This is a genomic window from Nesterenkonia rhizosphaerae (genome assembly GCF_039544555.1).
GTDB lineage: Bacteria > Actinomycetota > Actinomycetes > Actinomycetales > Micrococcaceae > Nesterenkonia > Nesterenkonia rhizosphaerae.
Window position 1 is genome coordinate 788,391 of sequence record NZ_BAABLW010000007.1, and the last position, 13,015, is coordinate 801,405.

Consider the following 13,015-nt stretch of genomic DNA (forward strand, 5'->3'; position numbering starts at 1 on the left):
GCGTGACTTCGGCTTCCACTTCTACCGCGCGCCCTGCTGAGATCAGCCCCGCTGCTGACCGAGCTGAAGAACTGCTCACCACAGCAGTAGACGCCTTCGACGGCAGTCGGCGCGAGGGGCAGGTGGAGATGACGCGACGGGTGGCAACTGCGTTGCGTCGTCGAAAGCATCTGCTGGTTCAGGCCGGTACCGGTACTGGTAAATCCATGGCCTATCTGGTGCCTGCAGTGGCCCATGCGGTGGAGGCTGACAAACCCGTTGTGGTCTCCACCGCGACTCTTGCCCTGCAGGCCCAGATCATGGGTCGGGACCTGCCGCGTCTGCTGGAGAGCATTGAGCCTGAGCTGCCGCGTCCTGTGGAGGTCGCCCTTATCAAGGGCAGGGCCAACTACCTGTGTAAGCAGAAACTGGCCGGCGGATTCCCCGAGGGCGACGACGATCAGGAAGCCCTTTTCGCCGCGGCCGTGGAGCCTACCGGCGGTGTGACCACCTTCGAACCCACCTCGCGGCTGGGCAAAGAGGTGGTCATGCTGCGCGAATGGGCTGAGACCACAGACACCGGAGATCGCGACGACCTGCCCGACGGTGTCACAGATCAAGCCTGGCGTCAGGTGTCGGTCAACGCGGTGGACTGCATCGGCCCACGTAAATGCCCGATGGCCGAGGAGTGTTTCTCGGAGCTGGCGCGACGCGACGCCGCTGACGCGGACTTGGTGGTCACCAACCACGCGATGCTCGCTATTGATGCCTTCGAGGGGTTGGAGGTCTTGCCTGAGCATGATGCGGTCATCATCGATGAGGCTCATGAGATGGCCGAGCGGGTCACCTCTGCGGTGACTGCACAGCTCTCGGCGCAGATGATCCAGGCTGCCGCCAGTTCCGCGCGAAGGCATACCGCCATTAGCGTCGATGCTCTGCAGGCCGCCGCATCGGCCGTGGAGACGGCTTTTGGCGCTGCCGAGTCCGGTCTGTTGGTGAGCACCCCGCGGCGACCGACCGGAATGAACGAACAGCAGCTCCAGGCCGTTGAGCTGGCTAGAAATGCTGCCCGCACTGCGCTCTCTGATTCCAAGCCCTCAGGTGACGGTGAAGCAGATATTGGCCGCACTACGGCGCGTTCACGTCTGCAGGCGGTGATGGATACTGCCAACCGGATGCTGGATGCGGGTGAGACCCCGGATGTGATCTGGTTGTCCCGCCCTGGAACATTCACACCGGGGCAGGGGTATCGGGAGGCTGATATTTCCGAGCCGCCCATCATTTATGTGGCACCGACCTCGGTGGCCGGCCGTCTCCGGGAGGGACTCTTCGGGGAACGCACCGTAGTGCTCACGTCGGCGACACTGACTATCGGTGACAGTTTCGATCCGGTAGCCGGCCAGCTTGGCCTGAAGGGCGAATCAGCCCCGGCGTGGGAGGGCATTGATGTCGGCAGCCCATTCGACTATCCGCGCCAGGGAATGTTGTATGTGGCGAAGCACCTCCCGGCGCCGTCACTGAAAACCCAGGATGTCCAGCGTGAGGAGCTGGCAGGGCTGATCGATGCCTCGGGAGGCGCAACTCTTGCGCTGTTCTCCTCGCGGCGAGCTGCCGAAGAAGCCGCAGAGGAACTGCGCACCAAGCTGGATGTCCCGATCCTCTGCCAGGGGGACGCGACCATGTCTGCCCTAGTGCGGCAGTTCGCCGAGGATGAAGAGACCTGCCTTTTCGGCACTATGAGCCTGTGGCAGGGCGTTGATGTTCCAGGTCGGTCCTGCCGGCTGGTAGTTATTGACCGGATTCCGTTCCCGCGGCCCGATGATCCGCTGACCAACGCCCGCAGTCAGGAGACAGCCCGAGCTGGCGGCAATGGATTCATGCAAGTCTCTGCCACCCATGCAGCCATCCGATTGGCCCAGGGCGCAGGGCGATTGATCCGCACCGCAGAGGACCGAGGCGTACTCGCAGTATTGGATTCGCGGTTAGCAACTGCGCGTTACGGCGGATTCTTGAAGAAGTCCATGCCGGACTTCTGGGCCACTACTGACCAAAAGGTCGCTCGCGGTGCCCTAGCCCGACTCCGCGAGGGCTAGCTCAGACTCCGCAGTACGGTGACGACCTTGCCCATAATCGTGGCGTCGTCGCCCAGAATTGGCTCGTACATGCGGTTCTGCGGCAGCAACCACTGATGACCATCACGACGCTTGAGGGTCTTGACAGTGGCCTCGTCCTCGAGGAGAGCGGCCACAATGTCCCCGTTATCAGCATCCTGCTGACGGCGGACCACAACCCAGTCGTCTTCGAAGATTCCAGCTTCAATCATGGAATCGCCGCGCACCTGAAGCATGAAGAGCTCGCCCTCACCAGTGATCTGGCGAGGCAGCGGGATGACTTCTTCCACGTTCTGTTCGGCAAGGATGGGACCACCAGCGGCAATGCGTCCTACCAAAGGCACCTCTGAGACACGGCTATCGCTATCAGTGCGGTAGGCGTCCAGCTGGACCACGGTCTCGTCCTCGGCGCCCTGGCCGCGAGACTGTGCTGAATCGCTGCTGCTGTTCTCGGTGGCCAGCAGACGTCCAGACGAGTCACGAATGACCTCCATGGCGCGAGGTTTACCCGGGACGCGTCGCAGGTAACCGAGCTGCTGAAGTCGAGCCAGCTGGTGCGTCACCGATGAGAGCGAGGCAAGACCGCAGGCATCTCCAATCTCCCGCATAGACGGCGGATAGCTGCGCTCAGCCAGAGACTTCTGGATGACATTGACGATCTGGCGCTGACGCTCAGTCAGTGCTGGTGCTTCATCGGTCTCCGGTGCCGCCATGTGCCGATCCTCCCTGTGACGGACTTTCGTGTCAGACCCTCCCCGTTGAATAGGGAACGTCATCGAAAGTCACTTCGAACATTACGGTCAGGCTACTCGAAATCGCAGAAAGATTCCATAGATATATGCGAGTGTCTGGCCATGAGTCGAAGATATGTGCTAGAAATAGAACACAGGTTCGAAACAGGAGGTTCTTCCCCATGACCACCTCATCTCAGGTCCCCACCAATATGCTCCGCTCTCATACGGCTCGTACCGATAAGGATCGGACAAACACCGCCCGCGCCAAAGGACACCTCTCTGGGGTCGCTCTGCGCCTGACCCGCCGGGGCCGCTTGATGTTCCTTGGCCTGCCTGCACTGCTGCTTGCCGCAACAGTCGTGGCGGGTGCCCTCTTCGTCTCCGCTTCCTTCTTTAATCAGGTCCAGGCCGGATCGACAGAAGCCGCTGGTGTCCATGCCGAAGAAATGAAGGTCAATGCCGGGGACACTCTCTGGTCGATCGCCTCTCGTGCTGACACCAACGAAGACGTCCAGACGGTGATCCTGCAAATTGCGGAACTCAATAGCTTGGATTCGTCAGAGCTTCAGCCAGGCGAGGTCATTTATGTCCCCACCTCGGGGCCGCAGAACTGAGTCATTTCACTCTGTGGTCTTCGCCCCGGGGTCGTATACCTCCAATTCAGGCGAGGACTAGGATAGTCGGGTGAGCGAACAGCAGACCCGCACTTCCCGACTGGCAGCCCTACCGCTGCGTGATGAGCTCCGCGGTCAGGCGCCCTACGGCGCACCTCAGCTAGCAGTTCCAGCAATGCTGAATGTCAACGAAACCACCTATGACGTCCCGTCAGATGTCGTTGATGCCATCGCGAAAGAGGTCCGCAGGGCTGCAGAGAGCCTCAATCGCTATCCAGACCGTGAGTTCAGCCTGCTGCGCCAGAAGCTCGCGGAGTACCTCAACCGTGAACTTGCTCGCGACGCCTCTGACTTTGGAGCTGCGGCGGTCCAGCTCACTGGTGAACACATATGGGCGGGCAACGGCTCCAATGAGGTGATGCAGCATATCCTGCAGGCCTTCGCCGGCCCGGGTCGTAGCGTGATGTCCTTCCCGCCGACATATTCGATGTACCCGCTCTACGCCCGTGGTGTATACAGCGACTACATTGCAGGCACCCGCGGTCCCGGCTACACCCAGACACCTGACGATGTCGCGGCCCAAATCCGTGCGCACCGTCCCCATGTGGTCATTCTGTGCTCACCGAATAATCCGACCGGTACGGCACTGGACCTGGCTGTGGTGGAGGCCGCCTACGAGGCCGCGCTGGACACAGAGACCATGGTCATCGTTGACGAGGCTTATGGAGAGTTCCGTCAGCCCGGCACGCCCTCAGCCCTGACACTGCTTCCTTCACGCCCACAGTTGATCGTCACCCGCACCATGAGTAAGGCCTTCGCCCTTGCCGGCGGCAGACTCGGTTATCTTGCCGCAGCCCCAGAAGTCACCGACGCCCTGCGCCTGGTTCGTCTGCCCTATCACCTCTCGGCCATCACCCAGGCTGCCGCCTGTGCTGCCCTGGACCATGCGGCTGACCTCATGGCCAACGTTGAGCGGATCAAAGCTCAGCGCGACCGGATCGTCGTCGAACTTCGGGGGATGGGCCTTGACCCATACCCCTCGGACTCTAATTTTGTGTTCTTCGGGGGCTTGTTGAATGAGAAGGACGCTTGGCAGCACCTGCTCGACGACGGCGTGCTCGTCAGGGACGTTGGTATTCCGGGGCATCTGCGCGTCACGGCTGGCACCGAAGAGGAAACCACGGCGTTTCTGACATCCCTTGCACGGCTCGTAGAGAACTCCACAGCCGGCGTCACAGCGGAAAGATAGACTGGAGCTCTTATGGCAGCTGAACTGATGAGCGGGCGCATCGCGCAGATGGAACGCACCACCAGCGAATCGCAGGTACGTGTGCGGATGAACCTTGACGGCACAGGCACGTCAAATATCAACACCACTGTGCCCTTCTACGACCATATGCTGACCGCTCTGGCCAAGCACTCCCTGATCGACCTGGACATTGAAGCTGAAGGCGATACTCATATCGATGTTCACCACACGGTTGAGGACACCGCCATCGTGCTTGGTGAAGTGCTGCGCACCGCACTTGGCGACAAGCGCGGCATCCGACGTTTCGGTGAAGCGACCGTCCCCTTAGATGAGGCCCTGGCCCAGGCCGTCGTTGATGTCTCCGGGCGCCCCTACCTCGTGCACTCCGGTGAACCGGAAGGCCAGCAGTATCACCTGATCGGCGGGCACTTCACCGGCTCCATGACACGCCATGTCTTTGAGGCGGTCACCTACCACGCTGGTATCTGCCTGCATATGCGGGTCCTGGGTGGTCGCGATCCCCACCACATCGTCGAAGCCCAGTTCAAGGCTTTCGCCCGCGCGCTGCGTGAGGCCGTGGAGTCAGATCCGCGCACAGATGACATTCCATCCACCAAGGGGGCACTGTGAGCGCTAGGCCCACAGTCGCGGTGCTGGACTACGGCTCCGGGAACGTGCACTCGGCAGTGCGCGCCCTGGCACGCGCCGGTGCCGAGGTTGAATTGACCCAGGACACTGAGAAGATCCTCAACGCTGAGGGTCTGGTAGTTCCCGGCGTCGGAGCCTTCGCTGCGGTGATGGACGCTCTTAAAGCTATTGATGCACCACGCTGGATCGGTCGCCGCGTTGCCGGGGGTCGGCCGGTGCTGGGCATCTGTGTAGGACACCAGATCCTTTTCGAACGCGGGGTAGAGCACGGTATTGCCGCAGACGGCATGGGGGAGTGGCCAGGCGAGGTCACCGCGCTGCCCGATGACGTCGTCGTTCCCCATATGGGGTGGAACACCGTACGTGCTCCGGAGGACAGCGTGCTCTTCGAAGGGCTGCAGGATGAGCGTTTCTACTTTGTGCATTCCTACGCAGTGCAACGCTGGGATTTTGATCAGAGCGTGGAAGCGATGCATCCGCCCCAGGTCACCTGGGCACATCACGGCACCGACTTCATCGCCGCAGTGGAGAACGGTCCGCTAGCGGCCACGCAGTTCCACCCGGAGAAGTCCGGGGATGCCGGTATGGCGCTGCTGCGCAACTGGATCAAGAGCCTCTGAGCGCCCACACGGACGCAGGCTGAGACGAACCATAACGGGTAAGAGAAAGAGACACCGCCATCATGACTGAGACTGCCACCGTGCCCGCTGCAGCAACACCCGCACTCGAGCTGCTGCCTGCAGTGGATGTCGCCGGAGGTCAGGCCGTGCGCCTGGTCCAGGGTGAGGCTGGGTCTGAGACCAGCTACGGGGATCCGCTGGAGGCGGCTTTGACCTTCCAGGAGCAGGGGGCTGAGTGGATTCACCTGGTGGACCTCGACGCCGCATTCGGTCGCGGACATAACCGCGAGGTGCTGGCACGGGTAGTCAAGGAGGTCGGCATCAAGATCGAACTCTCCGGAGGAATTCGCGACGACGAGTCCTTGGATCGCGCACTGGAATTCGGCGCTACCCGAGTCAACCTCGGCACCGCGGCGCTGGAGGATCCGGAATGGACCGCCCGTGCCATCGCCCGCCATGGCGATGCGATCGCGGTGGGTCTCGATGTTCGTGGGGAGACGTTGGCAGCCCGAGGCTGGACGCAGGAGGGCGGGAACCTCTGGGAGGTGCTGGCGCGCCTGGAGGACGCTGGCTGCCCCCGGTACGTGGTGACTGACGTGACCAAGGACGGCACCCTGCGCGGTCCCAACACCGACCTTCTGGCGCAGGTCTGCTCTAAGACTGACAAGCCTGTTGTGGCTTCCGGTGGTATCTCTTCCCTGGAGGATATCCAGGCCTTGGCCAAGATGGTGAGCCTCGGTGTTGAGGGCGCCATCATGGGCAAGGCGCTCTACGCAGGGAAGTTCACGTTGCCGCAAGCTTTGAAGGCTGCCGCCGCCTCGGCCTAAGCACAACATGTCCAAAGAGCTACCGGCGCATATCGCGAATCTGCTGCAGCGTCAGCAGCGCAGCCCTGATGGGCGCGCTGCTGATTCGGCAGGGGTGCCCTGGGAGGGGCGCGATCTGGCCGGTGAAGGCAATCCGTTACACACCTTCGACGGCGACGACGGCCTAGCTACCCCGCAGGTCCAGACTGCCGGGCAGGCGCTTATCTCCGGCACCGGGGACGAAGCTGGTTTTGTGAACGCCCTGGCCGGGCAGCGGCTTTTCGCTCCGGTGATCGCCACCGTGGCAGAAGAGGGCGAGGCCTTGGAAGCGGGCGGTCCGGTAGGGGATAAGCAGGCCGATATCGCGCTGGTGACTCTGACCGCTCCAGATGGACGCCAGGCCATGCCGGTATTCACCTCTGTGCAGGCGTTGACGGACTGGCACTCCGAGGCCCGTCCGGTGGCCGCTGAAGCCGAACGCATTATGCTGGCCGCGGTGGCTGAGGGCGCGGAACTGGTTGTCCTGGATCCGGGCGCGGAGCTGACTTTTGTGATCCGCCGTCCAGCGCTCGAGGCTCTGGCACAGGGAAGCACCTGGGTGCCCAGTTATGCTGATGCCGAGCTGGCCCAGGCGCTGTCCGAGGTCCCCGATCTCTGCCCCGGCGTGGAGTCTCTGGTGCTGCAACCTAATGCCGGCATTGTCGCGACCACAGCAAGCGGTACCCAGGTGATGGGCGGCGGAGCCGGTCCGGAGCTGAGCATTGGGGTGATCTGCTCACCGGGGGCCGATGCGGTGGATGAGCGGCTAGCCCTGGCCGCGGTTCAGGCAGCGCTGGAGGATGTGGAGATCCTGCGCCGCCGTGCTGACTCATTGCAGATTTTGCCGGCGCGGCGGCAGTAATTTAGCTCTTCAACCGAGTCCCGGATCAGCCGAAGCCCGGATTAGCAGGGTTCCGCTTCAGCTGCAGCTACGGTCTGCAGGATCTGATCGCAGATCCGTTTGAGTTCTTCGGCTTCTGTGTTGTCCAGTGCCGGGTGGAACAGCTGTTTGATGTGCTGGGCGTGGAGCTTGGAGGCGGTGGCGAAGACGCTGCGTCCTTCTTCGGTGAGCCGGGCGGTCATGCCGCGTTTGTCCTGTGGGTCTGCGCAGCGTTCGATGAGCCCGCGGGAGGTCAGCGACTTCACCTGGTAGGAGAGCCGGGATGGAGAGAACACCATCTTCTCGGCGAGCTCGCCCATCCGCAGCTGCTGGCCTGGAGCTTCTGAGAGCAGCAGCAGTAGGTTGTAGTCGGTGAGCTTTAAGCCGGTGGTGGCGTGCAGTCGCTTTTCCATCCGGTCGCTGATGATGGCGCTTGTTTCGAAGAAGGCTCGCCAGGCGCGCGCTTTGGGGGTGTATCCGGTGAGGTCGCGGCGCTCAGGCTGCGGTTCGGCGGGGTGCCCGCTCTGTTCGATGCTCACGGAAACACCTCTTTCTTAGACAACGGCTGTGGGCCCTACTGGCAGTTGAAATAGTCTACCGGCAGGGCCCACAAGTCGTATTGAGTTAGGTGGAGATCACTCCAGATCAGTCGCTGGTGCGCACCACATCTCCGGTGGACACATCCACATAGACTTCGGCGCCGTTGGTCAGTTCGATCTCCCACACGACGGTGCCATCTTCAGTGTTGAGTTCGCCCTGATAGGGCTCGGCGCCGCCTTCTGACTCGGCGGTCTGAATAGCCTCAGCGATCTCGATCTCTACGGCTTCTGCCTCATCGCGGTCATCTCCGTCGATGCCGTCATCTTCGCTGTTGATGATCTCGAAGGACTGCGAATCGATCTCGAGCTCCCACTCGGTCTGGCCATCGTAGACGAAGACCTCGATGTAGCCATCGTCATCGGTGTTGTCCTCGAACTCGGTCACTACGCCGTCGGGGTACTCGGCGAGTGCTGCATCGATTGCCTGGTAGACCGGGTGATCCCCAGTAGCACCCGCTGCAGCGTCATCGGTGGCTTCGTCTGTCGCGGTGTCTTCAGTGGCTGCGTCGGTGGGGGATTCTTCAGCTGTGGGGGACTCCTCCGGGGTGGGGGAGTCCTGGACTTCGGCGGCGCCGTCGTCTGTGGTCTGCTCGGTGTCGTCTGGGGCGCAAGCTGCCAAAGCCAGAGCGGCAGCAGCAGTAACGGAGAGGATTCCCAGCGGGTTTGATGAAAGATCAGCCATGGGAATATGTCTACGCATCGTCTCTTCACAGCAGCTATTAGCAAGCTGGAAGGTTCCTCTACATGCCTCCACCCTCATATGGCTGCACCGTCCGGTTCCGCGAACGCCCACTGGAAAATCCGTGGCCCTTCGGGCCGCAGCTGAACCGCCCTGCCCGGGATGGTCTGTTCCAGCAACGGCATCATGGAGGGTACTGCATCGGTCTCACTCCTGCTTACTGGTGAGAGGAAAACCACCCCTCCCGAGTAGCGAGCCGGGTGGGCCCACGGAAGCTGACTGAAGAGTGTTGCTGAGGGGGATGCGGTCGCCACAATAGCGGCCCCTCGCGAGGCCCATTCCTGGAGCTGTTGATGCTGGGCGGAGCTGCACCGCTCGGCGTCGTCGACCAGGATCAGGGACAGTCCAGCTGCTGATCCTTCAGCAATCTGGTCCGGGAGGTGCAAACCCCAGTCGTTGCCGCCTTCCAGGTACAAGAAATGGGAGGAAAGCTGCTGAAAAAGTCGCAGACAGCTGGTCTTGCCAGTACCAGGGGAACCCACAATGAGGGTCACCGGCGCTACCTTCAACCTCACCGGACGCCAGGTGAACTGTTCAATCCCGACGGTGAATGAGTCGGAGGGTCCCTGGTCTTCGGGATGCCCCGCGAGGGCATCCATCAGCTGCGAATGCGGAAGTCGCTGGGGTAAAGGCCGAATCCACAGTGGGGGTCGCTGGCTAGGCTCTTTAGTCACAGGCGGGGGCTGCGCGGCAGTGATGAGCTGTACTTGCAGCCCAGGTGGAGCGACGGTGGGGTCGAGAAGCACGCCTCTGCCCGGTTGGGAGTCACTGGAACGCAGCTTGGGCCACAGATACGTGATGTCCTGGGACGAGCCGAAAGGCAAGTACACCCGCTGCGGTATCCGTCCCACTAGTTTTCCGACTGCTAGTTCCCTGCCGCCGCAGATCATCAGCGACATCCCTGCTGCGGAACCTTCGGCAGCAATCAGCCCCAGCTGTTGCTCTAGGGATCCGCCGGTGCCGAACTGATCTTTAGCTGCCCATTGAGACCACCCGGTCACAACGATGACCACCGGGTGGCGGTCCTGTGTCTGACCAGCGCGACGGGCGCTGAGATCCCCGGTGAGTAGCCCCAGGATCTTCTGCACTTCGGGCATCTCATCCGGGGTCAGCCAGCACCCCAGCTCGTCACGTTCGGCGAACTGCGTGAGGCTCATATCCCCATCGAGGAGGTAGAGATATGGCGGGTCGGGCTGCTGCAGGAACTGGCAGACTGCGCCACAAACGGCCGCTGCCGCTCCGGCGCTCGGTTCACCTATGAACGCGATGCTGTGCGGATCCTGCGGGTCGAACGACAAGTCACGCTGGTCTTGGCCCGCGGGATCGTCCACCCGCCCCAGAAGAGCCATCTGGTGGTCGAATCCCTCTGCCTTCAGCGCGTCTGCAGGACGCAGTTCATCGGGAAGTGGAGGCAGCAGGGGAGTGTGGGGGCGCCGTCGTCGAGAGTGCACAAGGGCTGTTTCAAGAACCTGGGGAGTGCTGTGTTGTACCTGGGAACCTGCCGGTACGGGTCCCTTCTCAGGAATGACCTGAATTCTCAGGTCATCCAAGATCAGCTGGGCTGTCTGAAACTCCCGGGCCGGTTCACCGGAGCGCTTGATAAATCCGCGACCTGGTAGCCGTGCAGGAATAGCCGCGGCCTGTCCACCGCCGATGAGATCCCGGGATTCTTCTTCACTGCGCACTCGCAGGCTGATACTTGTGCCGATATTGGCTCGAATATCTGCGGTGACCACACCCTGGGGGCGTTGCGTTGACAGAATCAGGTGCAGACCGAGGGACCTCCCCAGTGTGGCCAGACGCATCAGTTCGTCCATGGCGTCCGGCAGTTCGTGGGCGAAGACTCTGAATTCGTCGATGACTACCAGGATCCGTGCCAGCGGAGAGTCCGGTCGCTGGTGTCGGTATTGCGCGTAATCGGAGACATCAGCCGCAAGGAAGAGTTTCTCCCGGCGGATGAGTTCACTGCGCAGACCTTCAAGAGTGCGCTCGGCCTGCGCGCGGGAGAGATCCGTGACGAGAGTCAGGCAATGCTCCAGCTGTGCCAGCTGATGAAAAGTAGCACCTCCTTTGAAATCGATGAGGGCCAAATTCACCTCCTCTGGACCGTAGCGAGAGGCCAACGAGACCAGCAGAGTCCTCAGCAGCTCAGACTTTCCCGAGCCGGTGGTACCACCGATCAGCAGATGGGGGCCATCTGAGACCAGATCGATGGACTGCATGTGCTCACGGCCCTGTCCCAGATCAGCTACCAGAGAGGATTTGGCGTCATTGCTCCACCACGGAGCCGGAACTCTGACGCTGCAGGTCTCCGGAAGTCCTGCGAGCCCGCTATCGGTGCTGCCTTCAGGAACAGCCTCGCGCAACAGGATTTCCAGCGTGCTGAGTGAGAGTCCGTCGGCAATGAGCTGGTTTGCCTCAACGGAGACGGATTCTGACCGCTCATGGCGGGTCACCTGCCTTGTCTCCATGCAAACTCTGCGATCCGCTGTACTTGCAGTTTCCGCAGAGGTGTCGCGACGGCTCTGATCATTGCTGACCTCACATGTGAGGACGTGCCATCCGGATGCGAGGGCGGCAGTGACAAACTCATCAGGAGCGGTCCCTGCGCACACCAGGACCCCCGGTGCTCTGTCCGCCAGCTCGACGGTCAGCGACGAGGCATCGTCGACCAACCTCACCCGCCGATAATCGCGCAGCATCTGTAGTTCCACCAGCGGCTCAGCAGCAGCGTGAGGCAGCTGGTACATCAACACATTGGGGCGAAGCGGATGAACGACTAATTGCAGAAGGAACCATCTCATCAGACGCATTGAGTCGCGATGATTCCCATGAATGAGGGTGAGCCGACCCGGTGCCAGTTCGGCCCCTGCTACTCCCATCACTTCCGCATCGGCGTCACTGATCTGGCTAGTGGCGGATCCTGCCTCCACAGAGGCGAGTATCCGAGCATGACCGATCCTCACTACTGGGAAGCGAAGACCTCCGGGCTGGTCTGGATGATCCTGGCAGTCCTCAGCGCAGACATACGTCGCTGAGCCGCTGACACGACGCTCCGGCGTGCGGGTGCGCAGATCTAGCGCGAGCAGGCCTGCCGACCGTAGGGCTTCTTCACCCAGTAGTGCCCAACGAGTTGCTGCGTGACGGACGGCATGGCGAAAACGACGACGTCGCCGGTGCGAGTCCCAGGCAACTCCTGCAGCCAATGCCGCACTTGCAATACTGAAGATCAGGAAGAACCACATGCCGGTGACAGCGACCAGCACTAAGCCAACTACAAGTGGAATACACGCGGTGGCCAACATCATGCGGTGACGGCCTTCAGGCGGGGAGGCCTCAACCTTCTGCGCCGACGGGGGCCATATCCGGTTATTGCTGGCGGTTCTGTGTTGGGCCAGGGTGAGTGTGGAGTATCCGACCTCTAGCACGCTGTCGGTATCGAGCACGTGAGGCCGTGCGGAGGGGGAGGATCCGCGTTGTGAGGCACGAGTCACGGTGATCTGCTGCGCGCTGACTTCGATCAGCGCATGCCGACGGGAGAGTTCCGGATCTGCGACTTGAATGTCACAGTGACCGCGGCCAAGCCAATAGCTGCCGCGGCGCAGGGAAATGAGCTGGCCGGCATCAGGGCCGGACTCGACGCAGAGACTGAGGCCTGGACGGCGGATGCGGCGCAGTCTTTCACCAGGAGGGGCTACAAGTACAACCATTCCTGGATGCAACAGCGCAGAGCCGGGGTCTAGATCAGCTAGCGGACGGCCCGCGGTGCTGAGCTGCACTTCGGGCTCAGCGTCGGCTCCGAAGAGGAACGATCGCAGCGCTGCGCTGATTTCTGGACCGGTCGCTTCGTCGGTTCCGCCGGAGGCATGCAGTGCAACTCGCAGTTCATGCTCGGCGGCGCCGGGTGCAAGGCGACGCAGTTCAGCCCATCGTCCCGGACTGATACCTCCGGGGGCGTGGACCACAGTGATGGTCAACATCGGGGCACCTGCTGGAG

General features: G+C 62.0%; 11 protein-coding genes. 7 read left to right on the forward strand and 4 right to left on the reverse strand.

The window, feature by feature from the left end:
- The first annotated feature begins 2 nt into the window (after positions 1–2).
- A complete protein-coding gene (locus tag ABEA23_RS09340) occupies positions 3–2,072 on the forward strand; it encodes an ATP-dependent DNA helicase (protein ID WP_425577157.1) in 2,070 nt (689 codons plus the stop codon).
- Here ABEA23_RS09340 and lexA read toward each other — a convergent pair.
- Positions 2,069–2,803, reverse strand: coding sequence for a transcriptional repressor LexA (gene lexA / locus ABEA23_RS09345; RefSeq protein ID WP_345477759.1), 735 nt, complete (start codon positions 2,801–2,803; stop codon positions 2,069–2,071). The two genes, ABEA23_RS09340 and lexA, sit on opposite strands and share 4 nt — an antisense overlap.
- 200 nt (positions 2,804–3,003) lie before the next feature.
- Here lexA and ABEA23_RS09350 point away from each other — a divergent pair, with 200 nt between their 5' ends.
- From ABEA23_RS09350 to ABEA23_RS09375, 6 genes are all read left to right on the forward strand, one after another.
- Positions 3,004–3,438, forward strand: coding sequence for a LysM peptidoglycan-binding domain-containing protein (locus ABEA23_RS09350; RefSeq protein ID WP_049897307.1), 435 nt, complete (start codon positions 3,004–3,006; stop codon positions 3,436–3,438).
- Positions 3,439–3,508: 70 nt separating this feature from the next.
- Complete coding sequence (locus ABEA23_RS09355; RefSeq protein ID WP_345477760.1) at positions 3,509–4,687, forward strand: histidinol-phosphate transaminase; 1,179 nt, start codon at positions 3,509–3,511, stop codon at positions 4,685–4,687.
- Positions 4,688–4,699: 12 nt separating this feature from the next.
- On the forward strand, positions 4,700–5,317 hold the full coding sequence (hisB, locus tag ABEA23_RS09360; RefSeq protein ID WP_345477761.1) for an imidazoleglycerol-phosphate dehydratase HisB: 618 nt from the start codon (positions 4,700–4,702) through the stop codon (positions 5,315–5,317).
- Complete coding sequence (gene hisH / locus ABEA23_RS09365) at positions 5,314–5,955, forward strand: imidazole glycerol phosphate synthase subunit HisH (RefSeq protein ID WP_233722122.1); 642 nt, start codon at positions 5,314–5,316, stop codon at positions 5,953–5,955. Before hisB ends, hisH begins: the two co-directional genes overlap by 4 nt.
- Before the next feature lie 62 nt (positions 5,956–6,017).
- Positions 6,018–6,782 carry a bifunctional 1-(5-phosphoribosyl)-5-((5-phosphoribosylamino)methylideneamino)imidazole-4-carboxamide isomerase/phosphoribosylanthranilate isomerase PriA gene (priA, locus tag ABEA23_RS09370; RefSeq protein ID WP_345477762.1) on the forward strand — a complete coding sequence of 255 codons (765 nt, stop codon included), beginning with the start codon at positions 6,018–6,020 and terminating at the stop codon, positions 6,780–6,782.
- Positions 6,783–6,789: 7 nt separating this feature from the next.
- Positions 6,790–7,662 (forward strand): SseB family protein, encoded by an 873-nt coding sequence (locus ABEA23_RS09375; protein ID WP_345477763.1) that lies wholly within the window; start codon positions 6,790–6,792, stop codon positions 7,660–7,662.
- 41 nt (positions 7,663–7,703) lie between these two features.
- On the opposite strand, the gene ABEA23_RS09380 is transcribed toward ABEA23_RS09375, so the two are convergent.
- From ABEA23_RS09380 to ABEA23_RS09390, 3 genes are all read right to left on the reverse strand, one after another.
- Complete coding sequence (locus ABEA23_RS09380) at positions 7,704–8,219, reverse strand: MarR family winged helix-turn-helix transcriptional regulator (protein ID WP_345477764.1); 516 nt, start codon at positions 8,217–8,219, stop codon at positions 7,704–7,706.
- Positions 8,220–8,325: 106 nt separating this feature from the next.
- On the reverse strand, positions 8,326–8,961 hold the full coding sequence (locus ABEA23_RS09385; protein ID WP_345477765.1) for a PepSY domain-containing protein: 636 nt from the start codon (positions 8,959–8,961) through the stop codon (positions 8,326–8,328).
- A 74-nt stretch (positions 8,962–9,035) separates the two neighbouring features.
- Positions 9,036–12,998, reverse strand: coding sequence for a type VII secretion EssC family protein (locus ABEA23_RS09390; protein WP_345477766.1), 3,963 nt, complete (start codon positions 12,996–12,998; stop codon positions 9,036–9,038).
- Positions 12,999–13,015 lie beyond the last annotated feature (17 nt).